This window comes from Mesorhizobium sp. M0051 (assembly GCF_040323235.1).
Classification (GTDB): domain Bacteria; phylum Pseudomonadota; class Alphaproteobacteria; order Rhizobiales; family Rhizobiaceae; genus Mesorhizobium.
Genome location: NZ_JAMYUT010000005.1, coordinates 149,551 through 169,888, shown reverse-complemented (window position 1 = coordinate 169,888; position 20,338 = coordinate 149,551). Strand labels below are relative to the sequence as shown.

General features: G+C 62.3%; 17 protein-coding genes. 7 read left to right on the top strand and 10 right to left on the bottom strand.

The genetic code is table 11. From position 1 onward, the window contains the following. Positions 1 to 2 precede the first annotated feature (2 nt). On the top strand, positions 3 to 482 hold the full coding sequence (locus NKJ90_RS07580) for an EF-hand domain-containing protein (RefSeq protein ID WP_023760449.1): 480 nt from the start codon (positions 3 to 5) through the stop codon (positions 480 to 482). A gap of 45 nt (positions 483 to 527) precedes the next feature. Here NKJ90_RS07580 and NKJ90_RS07575 read toward each other — a convergent pair whose 3' ends face one another. Both NKJ90_RS07575 and pepN read right to left on the bottom strand, forming a co-directional pair. Next, entirely contained in the window at positions 528 to 2,849 is a 2,322-nt protein-coding gene (locus NKJ90_RS07575; protein ID WP_023760448.1) for a PAS domain-containing sensor histidine kinase, read from the bottom strand. 175 nt (positions 2,850 to 3,024) lie between these two features. Beyond that, on the bottom strand, positions 3,025 to 5,670 hold the full coding sequence (gene pepN, locus NKJ90_RS07570; protein ID WP_023760447.1) for an aminopeptidase N: 2,646 nt from the start codon (positions 5,668 to 5,670) through the stop codon (positions 3,025 to 3,027). Positions 5,671 to 5,824: 154 nt separating this feature from the next. Here pepN and NKJ90_RS07565 point away from each other — a divergent pair, with 154 nt between their 5' ends. Both NKJ90_RS07565 and NKJ90_RS07560 read left to right on the top strand, forming a co-directional pair. Beyond that, a complete protein-coding gene (locus NKJ90_RS07565; RefSeq protein WP_023760446.1) occupies positions 5,825 to 8,131 on the top strand; it encodes a xanthine dehydrogenase family protein molybdopterin-binding subunit in 2,307 nt (768 codons plus the stop codon). A 65-nt stretch (positions 8,132 to 8,196) separates the two neighbouring features. Then, a complete protein-coding gene (locus NKJ90_RS07560; protein WP_245266748.1) occupies positions 8,197 to 9,099 on the top strand; it encodes a DMT family transporter in 903 nt (300 codons plus the stop codon). Here the strand turns inward: NKJ90_RS07560 and NKJ90_RS07555 are convergent, their stop codons facing one another. From NKJ90_RS07555 to NKJ90_RS07545, 3 genes are all read right to left on the bottom strand, one after another. Continuing rightward, positions 9,100 to 9,912 (bottom strand): helix-turn-helix domain-containing protein, encoded by an 813-nt coding sequence (locus NKJ90_RS07555; RefSeq protein ID WP_023760444.1) that lies wholly within the window; start codon positions 9,910 to 9,912, stop codon positions 9,100 to 9,102. Between the two features lie 91 nt (positions 9,913 to 10,003). After that, a complete protein-coding gene (locus NKJ90_RS07550) occupies positions 10,004 to 10,879 on the bottom strand; it encodes a uracil-DNA glycosylase (protein WP_023760443.1) in 876 nt (291 codons plus the stop codon). A 50-nt stretch (positions 10,880 to 10,929) separates the two neighbouring features. Continuing rightward, positions 10,930 to 11,574: a hypothetical protein gene (locus NKJ90_RS07545; RefSeq protein ID WP_023760442.1), complete on the bottom strand. Its 645-nt coding sequence runs from the start codon at positions 11,572 to 11,574 to the stop codon at positions 10,930 to 10,932. 220 nt (positions 11,575 to 11,794) lie between these two features. Here NKJ90_RS07545 and NKJ90_RS07540 point away from each other — a divergent pair, with 220 nt between their 5' ends. Continuing rightward, complete coding sequence (locus NKJ90_RS07540; RefSeq protein WP_023760441.1) at positions 11,795 to 13,474, top strand: electron transfer flavoprotein-ubiquinone oxidoreductase; 1,680 nt, start codon at positions 11,795 to 11,797, stop codon at positions 13,472 to 13,474. 140 nt (positions 13,475 to 13,614) lie between these two features. After that, entirely contained in the window at positions 13,615 to 14,214 is a 600-nt protein-coding gene (locus tag NKJ90_RS07535) for a DUF922 domain-containing Zn-dependent protease (RefSeq protein ID WP_023760440.1), read from the top strand. 4 nt (positions 14,215 to 14,218) lie between these two features. On the opposite strand, the gene NKJ90_RS07530 is transcribed toward NKJ90_RS07535, so the two are convergent. The 5 genes from NKJ90_RS07530 to NKJ90_RS07510 form a co-directional block, all read right to left on the bottom strand. Further along, positions 14,219 to 15,253 carry an endonuclease/exonuclease/phosphatase family protein gene (locus NKJ90_RS07530; RefSeq protein WP_023760439.1) on the bottom strand — a complete coding sequence of 345 codons (1,035 nt, stop codon included), beginning with the start codon at positions 15,251 to 15,253 and terminating at the stop codon, positions 14,219 to 14,221. A 102-nt stretch (positions 15,254 to 15,355) separates the two neighbouring features. Beyond that, on the bottom strand, positions 15,356 to 16,819 hold the full coding sequence (locus tag NKJ90_RS07525; RefSeq protein ID WP_245266732.1) for an AMP nucleosidase: 1,464 nt from the start codon (positions 16,817 to 16,819) through the stop codon (positions 15,356 to 15,358). A 177-nt stretch (positions 16,820 to 16,996) separates the two neighbouring features. Next, positions 16,997 to 17,191: a hypothetical protein gene (locus NKJ90_RS07520; RefSeq protein ID WP_023760437.1), complete on the bottom strand. Its 195-nt coding sequence runs from the start codon at positions 17,189 to 17,191 to the stop codon at positions 16,997 to 16,999. A gap of 39 nt (positions 17,192 to 17,230) precedes the next feature. Beyond that, the gene (locus tag NKJ90_RS07515) at positions 17,231 to 17,389 is read right to left on the bottom strand and encodes a hypothetical protein (protein ID WP_023760436.1); all 159 of its coding nucleotides are present in this window, start codon (positions 17,387 to 17,389) and stop codon (positions 17,231 to 17,233) included. Between the two features lie 226 nt (positions 17,390 to 17,615). After that, positions 17,616 to 17,957, bottom strand: coding sequence for a DUF2147 domain-containing protein (locus NKJ90_RS07510; RefSeq protein ID WP_023760435.1), 342 nt, complete (start codon positions 17,955 to 17,957; stop codon positions 17,616 to 17,618). A gap of 452 nt (positions 17,958 to 18,409) precedes the next feature. Between NKJ90_RS07510 and NKJ90_RS07505 the strand changes: the two genes are divergently transcribed. Together NKJ90_RS07505 and NKJ90_RS07500 are read left to right on the top strand one after the other, a co-directional pair. Next, positions 18,410 to 18,676 (top strand): SEL1-like repeat protein, encoded by a 267-nt coding sequence (locus tag NKJ90_RS07505; RefSeq protein ID WP_023760434.1) that lies wholly within the window; start codon positions 18,410 to 18,412, stop codon positions 18,674 to 18,676. Positions 18,677 to 19,215: 539 nt separating this feature from the next. After that, positions 19,216 to 20,337 (top strand): ABC transporter substrate-binding protein, encoded by a 1,122-nt coding sequence (locus NKJ90_RS07500; RefSeq protein WP_023760433.1) that lies wholly within the window; start codon positions 19,216 to 19,218, stop codon positions 20,335 to 20,337. Position 20,338: the final 1 nt, after the last annotated feature.

Sequence of the window (20,338 nt, the reverse complement as noted above, 5' to 3'; positions counted from 1 at the left end):
CCATGAGAAAGACAACCAAACTTGCCCTTGCCTTCCTAGCCTTGGCCGGTGCTGTCGGCTCCGCGGCCTACGCCGAAAACAATGTCAGCGCAAAAATGCGCGAGGGCACGATGATGCGACTCAACAAGGCGATGAAGGATTCGAACGGCACCATCACCTTCGACCAGTTCTCCGACGCCATGAACGCTCGGCTGAAGAAACTCGTCGCCGACAATGGCGGCAAGCTGACCGTCGCCCAGCTCGCCGAGGCGCTGGAGAAGGCGCGCTTCGAGCAGATGGCCAAACGCATCATCGCCCGCTACGACACCAAGGGCGACGGCACCCTGACGGCAGACGACATCGCCGGTCGGGAGAAGAAAATCTTTGCGATGCTCGACAGGAACAATGACGGCAAGATCGAAAAGGGCGAATTGCCGAAGGGCGGCCGCTTCGGCCGCCACCGCCAATGGAGTGACGACGGCGACGACAGCGATATGCAGTGAGGCTGTCTGGAGTAGGCTCCGGCGGTGCAGGCCGGAGCCTGCTGCTCAGGCCGCGGCCCTGATCGCCGACGCGGCTTTCTTCACCGGAATGCGCACCGATACGATCGTGCCGACACCTTCGGTCGAACGGATCTTCAGCGCGCCGCCCTGGAGTTCAGCCAGCGAGCGCGAGATGGCGAGGCCAAGGCCGGACCCGGCGTGACTCTTGGAGAACTGGTTCTGCACCTGTTCGAAGGGCCGTCCGAGTTTGCCGAGCGCATCCTTGGGGATGCCGCAGCCATTGTCCTCGATCGTCAGCACCAGCGCGGCGGACGTGTTGCGGGCCCTGACCGATATGTGGCCTCCCTGGCCGGTGAATTTCACCGCATTGGACAAAAGGTTGATGACGATCTGCTTGATCGCACGGCGGTCGGCGATCAGCGTCAGCGCGTCGGCGATGCGGGTTTCCACGGTGATGGCCTTTTGCGCCGCCTGCAACGATACGACGCGAACGGTTTCGCTGATCAGCGGGCCGAGGTCGATCTCTTCGCGGTCCAGCGAGAACTGGCCAGCCTCGATCTTGGACATGTCGAGAATGTCGTTGATGACGCCCAGCAGATATTTGCCGCTGCTGTTGATGTCGGTCGCGTACTCCTCGTAGCGCTCCGATCCGAGCGGGCCGAACAGCCCCTGTTCCATCAGTTCGGAGAAGCCGATGATCGCGTTCAGCGGCGTGCGCAACTCATGCGACATGTTGGCCAGGAACTCGGACTTGGCCCGATTCGCCGCCTCGGCGCGTTCGGTTTCCTTCATATATTTGCGGTTGAGGTCGACCAGTTCGCGCGACCGCTCCTCTTCCGCCCGCCGCGCGAGGCTGAGATCATGGATCGTCGCCATCAGCCGGCGCTCGCTGTCGACCAGCTTCTCCTGGTGCAGCTTGATCTGGGTGATATCTGAACCGACGGCGACGATGCCGCCATCCCTGGTCTTCAGTTCGTTGACCTGCAGCCAGCGGCCATCGGCCAGCTGCCGCTCGAAAGTGGCGCCGCCTTGCAGTCCGCTGGTGTTGGCAAGCCGCCGCTCGGAAGCAAAGGCCTGCATGCGTTCTTCAAGAGCCGCGCGTGTGACGCCCGGCATCACATCACGGTCCGAAAGCCCGTTGTCCTGCTGGTATTTGGAATTGCACATGATCAGGCGCTGAGCCGAATCCCACAGCACGAAGGATTCGTTGATGTTCTCGATCGCTGTTCTGAGGCGAAGGTCGGCGGCCTCGGAACGCAGCGCCAGATGACGCTGTTCGGTGACGTCTACGGCGATCCCGATCAGCTGGATCTCCGGCGCTTCCGGATCGATGACTTGTGCGCGTGCGCGCATCCAGACCCATTGGCCGTCGGCATGCCGCATCCGGAACACCTGGTCTATGTGGTCGATCTCTCGTGCGACAATTCTATTGGCAAGCTCGAACAGGTCGCCGTCCTCGGCGTGGATGATCTGATCGACCTCTCCGAAGGACAGCATCGTGTCGCAGGGCTTGTAGCCGAGCATGTCATACATCGATCGCGACCAGTACATCTTGCCGCGCACCATATCCCAGTCCCACAGGCCGCAGCGGCCGCGAACCAGTGCCATGTCAATGCGCTGATGCGCTTCGAGGTAGATGCGGTCAGCCGCCTGTGCGCGCGCTGCCTGGCCGAAATAGGCATAGAGAATGACGATCAGCACACCGGCCGTCAGCACGAACAGGGTGACGTTCAGCGAAACAGTCTTGCGCCAGGCTTCGAAAACCGCGTCCTGTGGCACCAGGGCCGCCGCAGCACCCTTCTGGCCATTTGCCAGGCTGACCGCCGCATACCAGTCCCGTCCGTCAATGTTAACTTCCATGACGCCGGCGCGATCGCCGAACATGAACAAGGGTTGGCCGCCCTCGACGAGGCCGTCGAGCGAATGGCCTTGCCATGGGGTCGAGCGCGGCGTCACCGCGATGATCTTGAAAGCACCGTCGGTGATGACGAGCACATGGCTGCGGCCCATCGCACCCTGACGGCTTGTGGTCTCCAGCAGATCCTGGATGGCGCCAGGCACCGTGTCCGAGGTGGTGGCGAGCGAACTGGCCAGTTGGCCCGCCGCCAGCGTCAGGATCGCCTTGGCATTGCGCTCGACATCGTCGCGCTCGTTCAGCAGCGACAGTACGCGCAGCGCCGCGATGACGATCAGGAAGGTGATGATGAGGACGGGTATCGATCGGCGCAGCAGCGGTTCGGCGGCCAGAAGTCGTCGGTAGGCCGGTTCGGCGATGAGCCGCGTATTCCCGGCAAGACCGTCGCTGCGCGTCTCGCGATGCGCAAAAGCCGTCCCTTCGGGCGCGCCCCACGCGTCCGCCTTCGCCATAAATGGCACTCCCCGAATTTGCCTATGCTGCTTTGATCCGGCAAACGCCGCACATCCGAATCGTCAGTAAAGAATCAAAGGTGATTCGCCTTGTCCAGTGGCCCGGCGAAAAAAGATTAAAAATCGACTAAAATAATGCCGAAACGGCCGATCCTCCCTCGGGCGCAAGCCAAGTCTAAGCCAGCGTGCGCTCGACGATATCCCTCAGATCCGCCGACAGGTTATCGGCGTTGGCGATCGAAAGCAGCGCCTCCCGGGCTTTGGCCTGCCGCGAAGGTTCAAGCGAACGCCACGATCTGAGCGCCGTCGCCAGCCTTGCCGCCACCTGCGGGTTGCGCTTTTCGACCTCGAGCACTGTTTGCGAAAAGAACCGGTAGCCTTCGCCGTCGGCTCGGTGGAAGCCGGTCTGGTTGGCACTGGAGAAGGTGCCGATCAACGACCGTACCCGGTTCGGGTTGCCCATCGAGAAGGCCGGGTGGTTGGTCAGGGCCCTCACTGTGTCGACGGTTTGCGATCCCGGGACGCTGGCCTGGATCTGGAACCATTTGTCCATGACCAGCGGGTCGGAGCCATAGATCGTCTCGAAAGCCGCGAGCGCCTTGATCGCCTCGGGCGAACCGTGGTGACGATGCGCGAGCACGGCGAGTGCGGCCGCGCGGTCGGTCATGTTGGTCGCAGACTGGAAATGCCCGGCGGCGAGGGCCGCTCCGCCCGGCTGCAGCGATAGATAATCCAGCAGGGTGTTGCGCAAGGCGCGTCGCCCGGCGCTCGCCGCGTCAGGGCTGAACGCTGCCTTGTCGGCAAGGCTGAGGTACAGGCTCGAAAAAGCGCCGCGGTTTGCGGTGCCGATCGCCAGCGCCAGCGCCTCGCGGGCCGCATAGATGGCGTCGGGGTCGATATTTCTGCCGATGTCGCGGGCAATGTCGGCTTCGCCCGGCAGTGCCAGCGCCAGCGCCCGATAGGCCGGTTCGAGCGTTTCGTCGCCGGCGATGCTGCCGGCGAGTTCGGTCAGCCGCGCCGCGAAGTCGGGCTGCTTGCCGCCGAGGATCTCGCGGAAGGCTGATATCAGCGCATCGGTCAGCAATGTGTTGAAGGCCTGCCAGCGCGAGAAGGCGTCATTGTCGTGACGGGCGAGGAAGAACTGGTCATCGGCTTTCTGCTCGACCGACAGCGTCACCGGCGCCGAAAAGCCTCGGTTGAGCGACACGGCCGGGCGTTCGGCGACGCCTGAGAACCGCACCATGTGGCGGCGCTTGCGGACATGGATGACGCCGTCCTCGATGCTGGCGCCCTCGACGCCGCTATACTCCACGGCCTTGCCGCCGGCGCCGATCAGGCCGAAGGCGAGCGGGATGTGCATCAGCCGCTTGCGGCTTTCGGAAGGCGTCGGCGGCACCGACTGCTCGATTTCGAGCGTGAATTCTTGCGCGGCCGGATTGTGCGTCGAACTGATCGTCAGGTTGGGCGTTCCTGCCTGATGATACCAGAGCGCGAACTGCGACAGGTCGCGGCCGGATGCATCCTCGAACACTTTGATGAAATCCTCGATCGTCGCCGCGTCACCGTCGTGCCGCTCGAAATAAAGGTCCATGCCGGCGCGAAAGACCTCGGCCCCGAGAATCGTACGGATCATTCGCACAACTTCGGAGCCTTTCTCGTAGACCGTCGCCGTGTAGAAATTGTTGATCTCGCGGTAGCGGCGCGGCCGCACCGGATGCGCCAGCGGGCCCTGATCCTCGGGAAACTGGTGGGCGCGCAAGGTGCGCACCTCGGCGATGCGCTTGACCGCCCGCGAGCGCTGGTCGGCGGAGAATTCGTGGTCGCGGAAGACCGTCAGCCCTTCCTTCAGGCAAAGCTGGAACCAGTCGCGGCAAGTGATTCTGTTGCCTGTCCAATTGTGGAAATACTCATGCGCGATGATCGCCTCGATATTGGCGAAATCAGCGTCCGTCGCGGTCTCGCGATCGGCCAGCACATATTTGTCGTTGAAGATGTTAAGGCCCTTGTTCTCCATCGCGCCCATGTTGAAGTCGGACACGGCGACGATGTTGAAGACGTCGAGATCGTATTCCCGTCCGAACGCCTCCTCGTCCCATTTCATCGACCGCTTCAGGGCGTCCATCGCGTAGCCGGCCAGCTTCTCCTTGCCGGGCTCGACATAGATGCCGAGCTCGACCGCGCGGCCGGACAGGGTGACGAAACTGTCGGCGAGCTGGCCGAGATTGCCGGCCACCAGCGCGAACAGGTAGGACGGCTTGGGGAAGGGGTCGTGCCATCTGGCATAGTGCCAGCCGTCGCCCAGATCGCCTCTGTCGAGCGGGTTGCCGTTGGACAGAAGCAGCGGCGCCTCGTCACGCAGCGCTTCGATCCGCACCGTGTAGACGGACAGGATGTCGGGCCGATCGAGGAAATAGGTGATGCGGCGAAAGCCTTCGGCCTCGCACTGCGTGCAGTAGACATTGCTCGAGCGGTAGAGGCCCATCAGGGCTTCGTTGCCGGCCGGCGCCAGCTCGGTCTCAATCAGCAACTGGAAGCGATGCGCGGCCGGCGGCTTGAGAATGGTCAGCTGATCTGGGCTCGCCAGCAGATCCGCCGGTTTCACCTCCTTGCCGTCGATCTCGATGCGCTTGAGCGTCAGGCCGTCACCGTCGAGCACCAACGGAGCCGACGCGGATACGCCGTCACGTCGCTCGACGGTAAGCAAGGCGGTGACGCGCGTTGCGTCTGGCGAAAGGCGGAAGGTGAGGTTGGTTTGCGGAATGAGGTAGTCGTTGGGGCGATAGTCTTCGAGCTTGAAGACCTGGCCGGTGTCCGTGCGCATTCCGTGGCTTTCCTGTCGATTGCGTCGGCGGCGGATTGTGTCCGCTGTCCAAGAAATTTGAAGTCCGCGCTCTTTACACGAAACGGCCCCTCGACAAAACTAAGGCAATGCCTATTTCAGGCGTTCTTCTCCCGTCATCATCACGAGGCAACTCATGACCGTCGTCACACCGAAATTCGGCATGGGCGCATCCGTGCTGCGGCGCGAGGATGCCGCCTTCATCCAGGGGCAGGGCCGCTATACCGACGATATCCAGCCGGCTGGGGTCCTGCATGGCTATGTCCTGCGCTCACCGGTCGCCAAGGCCAGCTTCACCATCGGTTCGACCGAGGCCGCGAAGACGGCGCCTGGTGTGCATCTGGTGCTGACCGGCAAGGATCTTGCTCATCTGGGAGATCTCAGGTCCGGCGTCATGCAGGAACAGCCGGACGGCACCAGGGCGCCGACGCGCGACATCCCGATCCTGTGCCGCGACCGGGTCCACTATGTCGGTGATGCCGTTGCCTTTGTTGTCGCCGAGAGTCGCGCCTTGGCGCAGGACGCCGCGGAGCTGATTGACGTCGACTATGACAGCGAAGACGCGGCTTCCGGGACGGCAGCGGCGCTTGCCGAAGGCGCGCCGCTGGTCTGGCCGGAACTCGGTTCCAACCGCGCCTTCAGCTACCACATGGGTGACAAGAAAAAGACCGACGCGGCTTTCGCGAAGGCCGCCCATGTCACGCGTATCGAATTCGTCAACAATCGGCTGGTCTGCAACTACATGGAGCCGCGCTCGGCAATCGGCGAGTGGAACGTGGAGGAGAACCGCTTCGTGCTGACCACGGGGTCGCAGGGCGTGCATTCCATGCAGTACATTCTGGCCGGCCTGTTCAAGATCAAGAAGAATCAGCTGCGCGTCATCACGCCGGATGTCGGCGGCGGTTTCGGGCCGAAGACCTTCGTCTACCGCGAATATCCGCTGGTCCTGGAGGCGGCAAAGCGGCTTGGCCGCCCGGTCAAATGGGCCGGCGACCGCACAGAACACTTCCTGACCGACGCACAAGGGCGCGACAATGTCGTGACGGCCGAGATGGCGCTGGACAAGGATGGCCGATTCCTCGGCATGAAGGTGTACCTGCTCGCCAACATCGGCGCCTATATCTCGCAATACGGCCCGTTCATTCCCTATATCGGCGTCACCATGTCGACCGGCGTCTATGATATCCAGGCGCTCGACGTCTCGGTCACCGGCCTCTACACCAACACCTGCCCGGTCGACGCCTATCGCGGTGCCGGCAGACCGGAGGCAGCGTTCCTGCTGGAAAAGCTGGTCGATGCCTGCGCCCACGATCTCGGCCTGCCTGTCGATGAGATTCGCCGCCGCAATTTCATTCGGCCGGAACAGTTTCCCTACCGCACCCAAACCGGTCGTCTCTACGACACCGGTGAATTCGAAGGCCATATGGAGCGTGCCATCGAACGGTCCGAATGGAAAACGTTCCCGGCGCGGCTGGCGCAGTCGAAAGCCGGCGGCAAGATCCGCGGCCTCGGCATGGCGACCTATATCGAGGCTTGCGCTTTCCCCGGATCGGAACCGGCCTTCGTCGAACTCAACGGCGACGGCACGGTGACGCTGAAAATCGGCACCCAGACCAACGGGCAGGGGCACGCCACTGCCTATGCGCAGTTCCTGTCGGAAAAGCTCAATCTCGACATCGACAAGATCCATGTCCGCCAGGGTGACACCGACGAGCTGAAGGCTGGCGGCGGCACCGGCGGCTCGCGCTCCGTTCCGCTCGGCGGCGTGTCAGCATCGCGGGCCGGCGAAGACCTTGCCAACAAGATCAAGCGCATCGCTGCCGATGAGCTGGAAGCCTCGGCCGGCGACATCGAGCTGTCTGATGGCGCTGCCCGCATCGTCGGCACCGATCGTTCGATCGATTTTTCCACCATCGCCAAGGCCGCCAAGACGCCTGATGATCTCAAAGGCTTTGGCGAGTTCGTGCAGGACGAATGCACCTACCCGAACGGTACCCATATCTGCGAGGTCGAGATCGACCCGGATACCGGCGCCACCGAGATCGTCCGCTACACCATTGTCGACGATTTCGGCGTCACCGTGAATCCGATCCTGCTCGCCGGCCAGGTGCATGGCGGTGTCGTGCAAGGCATCGGCCAGGCACTGATCGAAGACACGATCTACAGCGAGGACGGACAGCTTTTGACGGCGAGTTTCATGGACTACGCCATGCCGCGCGCCGACAATTTCCCGTTCTTCCATTTCGAGACCCGCAACGTGCCTTCGACCACAAATGCGCTCGGCATCAAGGGGGCAGGCGAGGCCGGCACCATCGGCTCGACTCCCGCCGCACTCAACGCGGTCACCGACGCGCTCTGGCGCGCGTATGGCGTCAGGCACATCGACATGCCGGCAACGCCGGCGCGCATCTGGGCAACCATCCGCGAAGCTGTGGGAGCGTGAAAGCCGCCCACGGCAGCCCCACAGTCAGCGACCATGCTGGCGGGCACAACACGCTCACCGGCATCATGCTCAAGATCGTGTCGGTGGCCGTCTTCGTCGGCATGCAGACCTGCATCAAGGCCGCAGGCACCGTTCCAGCGGGCCAGATCGTCTTCTTCCGTTCTTTCTTCGCGATCTTCCCGATTATCGCGTTTTTGACTTTCAAGGGAAAACTCGGCACTGCCTTCACCACCAAGCACCCGCTCAACCACATCGCCCGCGGCCTTGTCGGCGTCGGCGCCATGGGGCTCGGCTTTTTCGCGCTGACCCGGCTGCCGCTGCCGGAGGCGATCACGCTGAACTACGCGCAGCCGCTGCTTGTGGTGGTATTCAGCTCGATCTTTCTCGGTGAAACCATACGCGTCTATCGCTGGAGCGCGGTTGCGGTCGGCCTGATCGGCGTGCTGATCATCTCGTGGCCGGAATTGACACTGCTCAGTTCGGACCAGGCGCTCGACGACCAGGAGGTGCTTGGCGTCATTGCCGCCCTTGTCGCCGCGGCGATCTCGGCGGTCGCCATGCTGTTGGTGCGCAATCTCGTGCAAAGCGAACGCACCGCGACCATCGTGCTGTGGTTTTCGGTGACGGCGAGCGTCATGTCGCTCTTGTCGCTGCCGTTCGGTTGGCGGATGCTGACGCCGCTCCAGGCGGCTCTTCTGGTTGCCGCCGGCTTCTGCGGCGGCCTCGGCCAGATTCTGATGACGGCAGCCTATCGCCATGCCGAGGCCTCGGTGGTGGCGCCGTTCGAATATAGCTCGATGATCCTTGGCCTGGTCGTCGGCTATCTCGTCTTCGGCGACGTTGCCACGGTTCACATGCTTGTCGGCGGCCTAATCGTTGTTGCCGCCGGGATATTCATCATCTGGCGCGAGCGCCAGCTTGGCCTGGAGCGCACTCGCACCCGCAAGGCGTCTTTGCCAGAAGGCTGATTACGACTGTTCTGCCCGCTCCTTCGCCAAGCGTATCAGAACCGTCCTCGTCTGCTCATCGGCCGGGAAAAACGATTCGATCGCCAGTTCCGACAGTGTCACGTCGAGTGGTGTGCCGAACACCGTGATGGTGCTGATGAACGACAGCACCTGATCGCCATGCGCCAGCCTGAGCGGGTGCACGATGGCATTCGGCTCGACCGGCGCCGGCCGGCTGCATTTCAAACCGGACGGGTAGCTGCGCAACTCGCGCTCCAGATCGACCAGCACCGGGTCGCCGCTGGCGTCAATCTGGTGTTTGAGACGCTCGAGCAGATGCGTCCGCCATTCCTGGAGATTGACGATGCGCGGTCCGATGCCGCCGGGATGCAGGCTGAGGCGAAGCACGTTGACCGGCGGCGCCAGCAGCGAAGCCTCGCCGACATCGGCAAGGAAGGGAGCGATGGCGGCATTGGCCGAAACCAGGTTCCAGTGGCGGTCGACAGCGAGTGCCGGGAATGGCTCATGCCCCTTCAGCACGATCTCGACCGCCGCCATCGCCGGCGCCAATGTCTTGTCGGTCAGCGAGCGCTCGCCGAAGCTCGGCGCAAAGCCGGCGGCGAGCAGCAACTGGTTGCGCTGCCGGAGCGGGATCGAAAGCTGTTCGGCCAGATGCAGCACCATATCGCGCGAGGGCGCGGCGCGGCCGCTTTCGACGAAGCTCAAATGCCGCTGTGAGATCTCGGCCTCCATGGCGAGTTCGAGCTGTGACATTCGTCGGCGCGTCCGCCATTCGCGAATGAGGCTGCCGGCGGAATTTTGGGCTGATGTCATGGAGGCATGGTTAGAGCGGCGGACAGCTGATTTCAATTACCTGCGAGGTTATGGTCCTGTCCTTTTCCCACAAGGGAGGGCCGCCAAGCGTCTAGCCAATCGCCCGCAGTTTCGCCTTCACCTCAAGCAAATCCCGCCACGCCAGCTTCTTGTGCGACGGCGTTCGCAGCAGATACGCGGGATGCAGCGTTGGCATGGCGGGAATGGCGACGCCGGATGCCGTCGTGTGGACGCGCCAGTTGCCGCGCAGGCGCAGGATGCCTTCGCTGGTGTTGAGCAAGGTCTTGGCCGACGGACCGCCGAGGTTGATCAGCACTTTCGGATTGACCAGTTCGATCTGCCGCTCGATGAATGGCCGGCAGATCTCGGTTTCGTGCGGCGTCGGCGTGCGATTGCCCGGCGGCCGCCACGGAATAACGTTAGCGATGTAGACCGAGGTCCGGTCGAGCCCAATCGCCGCCAGCATGCGGTCGAGCAGCCGACCCGAGCGGCCGACGAAGGGCACGCCCTCGATGTCCTCGTCGCGCCCCGGCGCCTCGCCAACCAGCATCACGGCGGCTTCCGGGTTGCCGTCGGCGAACACAAGGTTCTTGGCCGTGGCTTTGAGATTGCAGCCGTCGAACGCCGCCATGTGCTGGCGAAGCTCGTCCAGGGTCGTTGCCGTCGTTGCCAACTGGCGGGCCAGCGCCGCCTGCGCTTCGTCGGGAACCGTCGCCGACGGTGCGCGTGCAACGGGTGGTGCATTTGCTCTGTCGATGGCTTCGGGGCGAGACACGGTCGTCGAACGCTGCTGCGCGGCGGTATTGCCCGAGGGCGTCGCCGTCGGCGCACGCTCCATCGGCTTTGGCACGATCTCGGCGAACCGGTTCACCGGCTGGTCTTCAAGCGGCTCGTCGACGCCCACGCTGGCATAAAAGGCCAGCAGGTCGGCAATGTCTGGTCTGTTATGTGAGGAAGCGGCAGTCATGCCGGCACATTCGCCCCCATGACGGCAATTTGCAAGGCTGGCTGCTTGTTCTACCCGGTCGGTATGCGTGGATCCTGCACCAGATAGAAGGTCCAGCGCGGCGTATAGTCGGTCATCAGGAATTCGAATCTGGCGGTCTTCAGCGGGTCGACCTTGCCATTCCGGAACAGCAGTCGGTCATAGGGTTCGAAATCGCGGTCGAAATCGGCGAAATTGCTCGACCAGATGTTATCGGGCGTCTTGTTGCGCTGGTCGAACGAAAGTCCGTCGCCGAACACGCTCGGCTGATTCAGCATCTCCTGCAGCTCGAACTGGAATTCGATCCAGGCCTGGCCGCTGTTGTTGAGCACGTCGATGCGCATATACATGATGCCATTGGCGAATGCGCCGGCCGGGCCGAAAGCCTGGATCGGCTTTGTCGTGCGGATGGTCAGGGTCACCGGCGTTGACGAATTCAGCTCTTCGGTGATGACCAGCGGATCGTCTCTCGTTCCAATGCCTGAAGCGCCGGTGATGTGGAAGCCGCCAAGCTCGTCGGAGAAGGAGTAGGCGCCTGCCGCCCATACTTTCACTTCGTCCGCTGCGGCATGGCCCGGAGCCAGCACCAGAGGGGCCAAAAGGAGCGCCCCGCAGACACGGCCGGGCGTGAAAAGAAAGCGCGTCGGTGAAAAGCCGGCTGGCTCAGGAAAGCGCATGGTTTGAAGTATGGCCGATAAGCAAGCCGTCGAACAATTAAAAACGTGGGCGCGCTGCGCCTCGACGGGGCAAAGCAGCCGCCCCAGCACCGCAATGCGCGACTTTTTGGCCAAAACGGCATTGTCACGTTTGCGCCGGTTTCCTGTCGCCGATTGATGCGCTATGCAGCGCAGGAGCCAGCAAGATGCCGGAATGGGATAAGCCAGTGCGGAGGGGTTGATGAGCGACATCGAACGCGAAAGCATGGAATTCGACGTGGTCATTGTCGGCGCCGGCCCGGCCGGCCTTGCCGCCGCCATCCGCCTCAAGCAGGTCAATCCCGAACTCTCGGTCGTCGTCCTGGAAAAGGGCGGCGAGGTCGGCGCCCATATCCTCTCCGGCGCCGTCGTCGATCCGATCGGCATCGACCGGCTCTTGCCGGGCTGGCGCGACGAGGATGGGCATCCCTTCAAGACGCCGGTCACAGACGACCATTTCCTCGTTCTGGGCCCGGCAGGCTCGTTCCGTCTACCCAACATCCTGATGCCGCCGCTGATGAACAATCATGGCAACTTCATCGTCTCGCTCGGCAATGTCTGCCGATGGCTGGCAGGTAAGGCCGAGGCGCTCGGCGTCGAGATCTATCCCGGCTTCGCCGCGGCGGGCCTGCTCTACAATGACGCCGGCGCCGTTACCGGCGTGGTGACCGGCGACATGGGCGTCCAGAAGGACGGCACGCATGGTCCGGGTTTCGCGCCGGGCATGGCGCTGATGGGCAAATATGTGCTGATCGGCGAAGGCGCGCGCGGCTCGCTCGCCAAGCAGCTGATCGCCAAATACAAGCTTTCCGATGGCCGCGAGCCCGGCAAATACGGCATCGGCCTCAAGGAACTCTGGCAGGTCAAGCCAGAGAACCACAGGCCGGGCCTGGTCCAGCATTCGTTCGGCTGGCCGCTCGACATGAAGACAGGTGGCGGCTCTTTCCTCTACCATCTGGAGGACAACCAGGTGGCGGTCGGCTTCGTCCTCCACCTCAACTACAAGAACCCCTGGCTGTCGCCGTTCGACGAATTCCAGCGCTTCAAGACCCATCCGGCAATCAGGGGCACCTTCGAGGGCGCCAAGCGCCTGGGTTATGGCGCGCGCGCCATCACCGAGGGTGGCTGGCAGTCAGTGCCGAAACTTTCCTTCCCCGGTGGCGCGCTGATGGGCTGCGCGGCAGGTTTCGTCAATGTGCCGCGCATCAAGGGCTCCCACAACGCGGTCCTTTCGGGAATGCTGGCGGCCGAGCATGTCGCCGAGGCGATCGGCGCCGGCCGTGCCAATGACGAGCTTTCCTCCTACGAGGCTGCATGGCGGGACACCGACATCGGCAAGGACCTGAAGAAGGTGCGCAACGTCAAGCCGCTCTGGTCGCGCTTCGGCACCATCATTGGCGTCAGCCTTGGTGGCCTCGACATGTGGCTGAACACGCTGTTCGGCTTCTCGCCCTTCGGCACGCTGAAGCATGGCAAGGCCGACTATGCCACGCTCGAGCCGGCCGCCAAGCACGAGAAGATCGCCTATCCGAAGCCGGATGGCGTGCTGACCTTCGACCGCCTGTCCTCGGTGTTCCTGTCAAACACCAATCACGAGGAAAACGAGCCGGTCCATCTGCTTGTCGGCGACATGGACCTGCAGAAGCGCTCCGAGCATGATGTCTTTGCCGGACCCTCGACACGCTATTGTCCGGCCAGCGTCTACGAATGGGTCGACAAGGACGGCAATGCCGCCGCCGATCCCGCGGCAAAGGACGTGCGCTTCGTCATCAACGCGCAGAACTGCGTCCACTGCAAAACATGCGACATCAAGGACCCGAACCAGAACATCAACTGGGTGCCGCCACAAGGCGGCGAAGGTCCGGTCTACCAAGGTATGTAAGCTACGCGCTGGCTGGACCGTCTCGCCGGCCGCACGCAAAATGCCGGTCATGGCCGGGGTTGCCGGGCATGTGAAATATTAGAACTGTTGAAACTGCCGCGCGCTTGTGGTTCCATCCCCTGACGACAGGGAGATGGCCAATGCGCTTGGCGGTTTTAGTATGCCTTGTGGTGATCGGCGCTGTGTGCGGTTCGGCTTCGATGGCCTCGGCTGGCACCAGGGTGCTGATCAAGACGCGGACCTATGACATCACCGGGAACACTGGCCTGGCGCTGATGAAGGCGATGGACCGCAAGGGGCCGAAGCACGGCTTCATGACGCATGCCATCGCCCAGACGGGCTACACCGTGGATTGGAACCTTGACGCCGGCCAGGACAATGGCTTCTGCCGCCTGCGGCGGGCCGACGGCACGCTCAATCTGTTTTACACGTTTCCGCATCTCGCCTCGGCCACCGCGCCGGCGCTCCAGAAGCACTGGTCGCGGTTCTTCGCCGGCGTCCGCGCTCACGAAGAAACCCATGGTCGCATCGCCAGGGAAATGATGCGGGCCATCGAAACATCCATCTCCGGCCTCAGGATTGCCGACGACCCGTCCTGCTCCAAGACACGTCGCGAGGCGCAGCGGCGCATCAAGGCTACCTATGCCGCGTATGAGGTAAAGCAGATCGCCTTCGACGCCCGCGAGCATCGCGACGGTGGCCATGTCGAGCATCTGATCACCGCTTTGATCAAGCCTTGATCTCTTAACCTGGCGTCCTGCCGGTCTGGACTATCGCTGCGGTCGCGGTTTCATGATCATCGACCGGCTTCTGTTGTGCCCCCCTGAGCGAGAACTCCACCATTACCGGCAGGTGATCCGAGCCAGTGTCCTCCAGCCGTGTTGCGGAATGGATGGTCAGCCCGCCCTTGCTGAAAACCTGGTCGATCGGCAGGCCGGCGAAGCGCCGCACGAAGTCCGGCAGCCTGATTTGGATCCAGGTCGGTCCGGCGGACGGCATGACGGTCAGGCCGCCGAGCGAGGCGACGCGCCGGACGGCAGCACTCCACGGCACGGCGTTGCAGTCGCCCGCCATGATGGCTGTCTCGCCGAGCGCGGAGAGCGATTCAGCAAGTTCGCCGATCTGCCAGTACTGCTCGCGTGGCCACGGCCAGCTGAGATGGATAGCGGCGACATCCACGTCAATGCCGCCGAAGTCGACGGTCGCTGTCGCCATGGCGCCGCGCCGTTCGCAACGCGCCTCGGTGCCGGCGGCAAAGGGCCGCCGCGAGATCAGTGCGACGCCGAATATCCCGTTGGGATAAGGACAGAGGATCCGGTATGGATATGCACTGCTGATATAGCCAAACTCGGTCGTCCACATCGCCGACACCTCGTCGAGGGTGATCACGTCGGGATTGGTCCGGCCGATCAGCGACAGCACCTTCTTCGGCGTCGGATTGTTGTAGCGCAGGTTCATCTGCAGCAACTTATAGATCGCACGATCTTCGACCTTGGCTTCATAGGCAGCCTGAACCGGCCATAGACTGGGCAATGTATTCAAGGTCGTGGCAAAGGCCGCCACGGCAAAAAGCAGTGCCACGGCCGCTTGCAGGCGAAATGTCGTGGCCAGCAGCGGCAGTGCGCAAAGCGCCATCAACACGGCAAGGTGGACGCGGAAATGCGAGAAAGAATCGAAGGCCGGATGCAAGGTACCTAAGAACCCGGCGACCAGCGCAACCGAGAACATCATCAGCGCGATAAATGCCAGTGATGCCGCCATGTGTCGACTGCGTCTCATCGGGTCAGGTCCGCGCGGATGGTCGGAAAATACCGGCTTGGTTATCGGCAGAAATGCGGCCCAATCAAGATGACGAGATGCTCGGGCAGCGCACAGATCATCCTATTGGAACGCGGTCTCCGAAAAACTTCTCAGTTTGCGCGAATGCAGCCGATCCATCGGCATTTCCGCAAGCTTTTCCATCGCCCTGATGCCGATGGTCAGATGCTGCGCCACCTGGCGCTTGTAGAATTCGGTCGCCATGCCGGGCAGCTTCAACTCGCCATGCAGTGGCTTGTCCGAAACGCACAGCAGCGTGCCGTAGGGAACGCGGAAACGGAAGCCGTTGGCGGCGATGGTCGCAGATTCCATGTCGAGCGCGATCGCCCGCGACTGCGACAGGCGCTGCACCGGGCCGCGCTGGTCGCGCAGTTCCCAGTTTCGGTTGTCGATGGTGGCGACGGTGCCTGTGCGCATGATGCGCTTCAAGTCGTAGCCGGACAGGCCGGTGACTTCGGCGACGGCTTCCTGCAACGCCACCTGGATCTCGGCCAGCGGCGGGATCGGGACCCAGACCGGAAGATCGTCGTCGAGGACGTGGTCCTCGCGCACATAGGCGTGCGCCAACACATAGTCGCCCAAAGCCTGGGTATTGCGCAGCCCGGCGCAGTGACCGAGCATCACCCAGGCATGCGGCCTCAGCACGGCGATGTGGTCGGTAATCGTTTTGGCGTTGGAAGGCCCGACGCCGATATTGACCATGGTGATGCCTCCATGGTTCGGCTTCTTCAGGTGATAGGCCGGCATCTGCGGCAGGCGAGGCGGCGCGACCCCGAGACCGGGCGCGCTTTGTCCGGCCAAGGTGATGACATTGCCCGGCTCGACGAATTCGGTATATCCGCCGCCGCCATCGGCCATCAGGTCGCGAGCGCGGGCAACGAATTCGTCGATGTAGAATTGGTAGTTGGTGAACAGCACGAAATTCTGGAAATGCTGTGGCGTGGTCGCCGTATAGTGCGACAGGCGATGCAGCGAATAGTCGATGCGCTGCGCCGTGAAGGGCGCCAACGGCCTCGGTTCGCCCAAGGCCACTTCGAAAGTCCCGTTGGCGATCTGGTCGTCGGTGCCGTCGAGATCCGGCACGTCAAACAGGTCGCGGATCGGCCGCTTGATGCGTTCGGCCGCCGCGCCGTCGACATGGGTGCCTTCGAGAAAGGCGAAATGCAGCGGGATCGGCGTGGTCGATTCCGACACCGTGACCGCAACGCCATGATTGCGCATGATCAGACGCAACTGCTCGACAAGGTAGCTTTCGAACAGGGCGGGCTGGGTAATGGTGGTCGAAAAATGCCCAGGCGTCGGCATATGGCCATAGGCCTGACGCGAGTCGATCTGGGTGAACGAGGTGGTGGTGACGCCGATCTCCGGGTAGAAGGCCCGGTAGCGCTTACCACTGTCGCCGCCCGCCGCCGCCAGTTCAGCAAAGGAGTCGCGCAGGAACTTGGTGTTGCGGTCGTAAAGCAGCCGAAGTGCCGCGACGGCCTTTTCGGCGCGATCAAAGCTTTGCCGGCCAAAAGGCTCCGGCATGACGACAGATTCGATGGCCTGAGGGTAGATTCGCTTTTCCATGACTCAATATAGAGATTTGGATCGGCACTTGGGAGGGGTGTAGCGACCGAAGGCGGCCTAAGGGTCGTTTTTCTTTCCGCGGCATGTCGCCCGAGAGAGCGCAGCGATCTTTTGGGCGACATGCACGAATCGCCGTTATCCGCGCTGCAGGCTGACCAGGAGCACAAAGCCGATCCCGGACTTCTTCAAAGCCGGTGCTTCGATCGTCGAGCCGGCATCGGCGCGCATCATCGGCACGGCCAGAACCGGAGCGGCCAGAACCGCCAGGATAAGCGCCGCCCGCGGCAGAAGCCGAAGGGTCTTTAGTGCGGTGGCGGCGATGCGGTTCATGGTGTTTCAGCTTTTCTTTTTGAGGTCTGGCTCTTTTGTTTAGTTGCGAAGGTGGGTGGGGCAGGCGAGGCGGCAGGTTCTGGAACTGGCTTCGTCCCATTCGCGGGCCGGACGACCCGCTTCAGCGACGAGGATGGCGAAGAACATTCCAAACAGGCTCATCAGCAGGCAGACGATGGTGAAGCGGCGAGCAAGCATTGGTCGGGTCTCCTTCAACACGCCGGAGAATGCCCTGATGCAACTGAACCGGCCCTGATGCCGGCGTTCATCTGCGGTTCAAACTGATTGGCGGGCTTTTGGCGTCGACGGCGCCTGTTTCGGCAGGATGCCGAGGTTAGGGCGTTGCGCCGCGACAAACGAAAACGGAGCCCGTCAGAGCCCCGTCTTCATGTCACAAGGATATATATATCTGTATATAGGTCGATCAGAGCTTGTGCCAAATCTGGCTTTTGCAGATCAGTCCGCCGAGCACGCAGCCGCTCATCTTGAGCGAGCTGCCGGAAAGGGTCGCCTTGCCCGAATAGGTTCTGTCGTTTGCCGGATCGGTGATGTTGCCGGCATATTTGTTGTCGCCAGCCGCCTTGAGCGAGCCGATGGTTTTTCCGGCATACTTGCCGGACTTGAGCGTGATGGAAAACGAGCCGCCGCCAACGATGGCCGCGGTGTCGCCGGCCTGCGTCTTCCAATCACCCTCGATCGGATCGGCCGATGCCGCACCCGCCACGATCAATGTGGCCGCAAGAGCCAGGCTCACTTTTCGAAACATGTCTTCCTCCCTTTGGATGTCCGACCGGATGCTCCGCCCCTCGCCGGTCTGCCGCTTACGCTAACGTAAGCTAATCCAGCTCCTGGCAAAACAAAAGCGGTGCCGCTGCGGAAGACTTTCGGATTCTTGAAAGCGTCCGAATGCGTCCCATCGGCGAGAAAATGAAATGACCGGCGCAGCGCCTTTGTCTCCCGTGGTTAGCAAAGTCTTGACTTGGCAGCGGAGGATTTTTGTCAAATTTGACGCAAGCTCGCTGAATTGCTGGCTTTGTATCCTTAACGAATTTCCGCGTTTACCTCTTGTTTTAGCTTTGTTTTCCTCAAATTAAGCACGCCATTTAACGACGGATTCAAGCCTGCACGGCATTCTCGAAAGCATCGGAAGAGCAGCCGCAAGCACGAAAGAAGGCAGCTCTCAGGAGCCTGACAGGGGCCGGAAAACAGGGGATTGAAATGGCACGTTTTGAAATGCTTGAAGCAGGTTTCGGCGCCATGGGGGCAACTGCCCAGGCCGACATTCTTTTCGAACTGGGCATGATGTATGCGACCGGCCGCGATTGCGAGACCGATGTCGTTGCCGCCCACAAATGGTTCAACATTGCCGCGATCAAGGGCTCGGTCCGCGCCGCGGAACTGCGTTCCGAACTGTCGGCGGCAATGTCGAAGGTCGAGATCGCCAAGGCGCTTCGCGAAGCCCGCGAATGGATGACCATCCACTAAGATCTGCCTACAGACCTATCGAAGACAGGGAAGCTCCGGGATCAAGACCGCACAGACGGCCAGACCCGGCACGACAGAAGGCCGCGCAAGACGGTCGATGACCTCCAGGAAAAGTGTGAAGCGGGTTTCCGTCCGGAATCGCGTCAAAACAAAGAGTTAGAGCGGTTCGCCGTTTCCGTGAGACGGTGAAATGCCCAAAGTGGAATCCGGTTCTCTCCGACAAACGGAAACTGTTTGCCCCGGGATCATGCTCTGAAGAAAGAGAACGCGGCAGGCCGCAAGGTCCAGTCGCGCACGACACGGGGAGGGCGAGCGGGATTTTTAGGCGCGGGGCGCTCGGGAACAGCTCGACAGGCAAAAGCCGCGACCGGCCGGAACAAGGCCGGCGCGGCTTTTGCCCTGTTTGCCGCGGCGCGTTGCAGGCCCAATCGAGTGCCGCCAATGCGCCTAGACAGGTCCAAGGAAGGGTGAAATTGTCCCGCCTCTCTGGAAGAAGTGCGGCCGGAGCGGCCGCGCGTGAGTGGAGGAGTTCTACTGCAATGAAAAAATTGGGTATTTTGAACGCGGCCATTTTCGGCCTGATGATGAGCACGCCGTTCGCATTCGCCGACGACATCACTTTTGCGGTGGTCGGCCCGATGACCGGACAACTCGCCACCATCGGCGATCAGTTCAAGCAGGGCGCGCAGGCCGCTGCTGACGCGATCAACGCAACGGGTGGTGTCGAGGGCCGCCAGATCAAGCTGAGTATCGAAGACGACCAGTGCGATCCCAAGCAGGCAGTGTCGGTCGCCAACCGCATCGTCGCCGACGGCGTCAAATTCATCGACGGCCATGCTTGCTCGGGTTCCAGTATTCCGGCCTCGGCGGTCTATGCCGAAGCCGGTGCTCTGATGATGACCCCAGCTTCTTCCAATCCGGTGCTGACCGACGCGGCGGCCAAGGCCGGCTGGCCGACGATCATGCGGCTTTATACGCGTGACGATGCGCAGGGCGCCTTCATCGGCCCATGGATCGCCAAGAAGTTTGCCGGCAAGAACGTCGTCGTCCTGCATGACAAGAGTGCCTACGGACAGGGCGTGGCTGACGCCGTCAAGGCAACGATGAATGCCGGCGGCCTCAAGGAAGTCTATTATGACGGCATCAACGCTGGCGAGAAGGACTATTCGGCTCTCGTCACCAAGCTCAAGGACTTGAAAGCAGACGTTGTTTATTTCGGCGGCTATCATCCTGAGGCTGGTCTGATCCTGCGTCAGTCGGCGGAACAGAACCTGAAGTTCCAGTTGATCATGCCGGACTCCATCGCTTCGCCGGAATTCTGGCAGGTTGCTGGCCCGGCAGGCGAGGGCACCATGTTCGTGTTCCCGTCGGATCCGCAGGCAAAGCCGGAAGCCAAGGCCGCCGTCGAGAAGATCAAGGCGGGCGGCTTCGTGCCGGAAGGCTTCACGCTGTTCTCCTATGCCGTGATCCAGGCCTTCGCCGAGGGCGTCAAGCGCGCCGGCAGCGACGATCCGGCGAAGGTTGCCGAAGCATTGAAGAATGGCACGCCGATCAGCACCGTCGTCGGCAATGTCACCTTCGACGAAAAGGGCGACCTCAAGAATGCCAGCTACGACATCAACCAGTGGCATAATGGAAAGTACGCGCCGATCGCCCAGTAAC

What these genes read in the sequence shown, in the direction of transcription:
- NKJ90_RS07580 (WP_023760449.1), top strand. Translation starts at nt 3, where the DNA reads ATGAGAAAGACAACCAAACTTGCCCTTGCCTTCCTAGCCTTGGCCGGT.
- NKJ90_RS07575 (WP_023760448.1), bottom strand. Translation starts at nt 2,849, where the DNA reads ATGGCGAAGGCGGACGCGTGGGGCGCGCCCGAAGGGACGGCTTTTGCG.
- pepN (WP_023760447.1), bottom strand. Translation starts at nt 5,670, where the DNA reads ATGCGCACGGACACCGGCCAGGTCTTCAAGCTCGAAGACTATCGCCCC.
- NKJ90_RS07565 (WP_023760446.1), top strand. Translation starts at nt 5,825, where the DNA reads ATGACCGTCGTCACACCGAAATTCGGCATGGGCGCATCCGTGCTGCGG.
- NKJ90_RS07560 (WP_245266748.1), top strand. Translation starts at nt 8,197, where the DNA reads ATGCTCAAGATCGTGTCGGTGGCCGTCTTCGTCGGCATGCAGACCTGC.
- NKJ90_RS07555 (WP_023760444.1), bottom strand. Translation starts at nt 9,912, where the DNA reads ATGACATCAGCCCAAAATTCCGCCGGCAGCCTCATTCGCGAATGGCGG.
- NKJ90_RS07550 (WP_023760443.1), bottom strand. Translation starts at nt 10,879, where the DNA reads ATGACTGCCGCTTCCTCACATAACAGACCAGACATTGCCGACCTGCTG.
- NKJ90_RS07545 (WP_023760442.1), bottom strand. Translation starts at nt 11,574, where the DNA reads ATGCGCTTTCCTGAGCCAGCCGGCTTTTCACCGACGCGCTTTCTTTTC.
- NKJ90_RS07540 (WP_023760441.1), top strand. Translation starts at nt 11,795, where the DNA reads ATGAGCGACATCGAACGCGAAAGCATGGAATTCGACGTGGTCATTGTC.
- NKJ90_RS07535 (WP_023760440.1), top strand. Translation starts at nt 13,615, where the DNA reads ATGCGCTTGGCGGTTTTAGTATGCCTTGTGGTGATCGGCGCTGTGTGC.
- NKJ90_RS07530 (WP_023760439.1), bottom strand. Translation starts at nt 15,253, where the DNA reads ATGAGACGCAGTCGACACATGGCGGCATCACTGGCATTTATCGCGCTG.
- NKJ90_RS07525 (WP_245266732.1), bottom strand. Translation starts at nt 16,819, where the DNA reads ATGCCGGAGCCTTTTGGCCGGCAAAGCTTTGATCGCGCCGAAAAGGCC.
- NKJ90_RS07520 (WP_023760437.1), bottom strand. Translation starts at nt 17,191, where the DNA reads ATGAACCGCATCGCCGCCACCGCACTAAAGACCCTTCGGCTTCTGCCG.
- NKJ90_RS07515 (WP_023760436.1), bottom strand. Translation starts at nt 17,389, where the DNA reads ATGCTTGCTCGCCGCTTCACCATCGTCTGCCTGCTGATGAGCCTGTTT.
- NKJ90_RS07510 (WP_023760435.1), bottom strand. Translation starts at nt 17,957, where the DNA reads ATGTTTCGAAAAGTGAGCCTGGCTCTTGCGGCCACATTGATCGTGGCG.
- NKJ90_RS07505 (WP_023760434.1), top strand. Translation starts at nt 18,410, where the DNA reads ATGGCACGTTTTGAAATGCTTGAAGCAGGTTTCGGCGCCATGGGGGCA.
- NKJ90_RS07500 (WP_023760433.1), top strand. Translation starts at nt 19,216, where the DNA reads ATGAAAAAATTGGGTATTTTGAACGCGGCCATTTTCGGCCTGATGATG.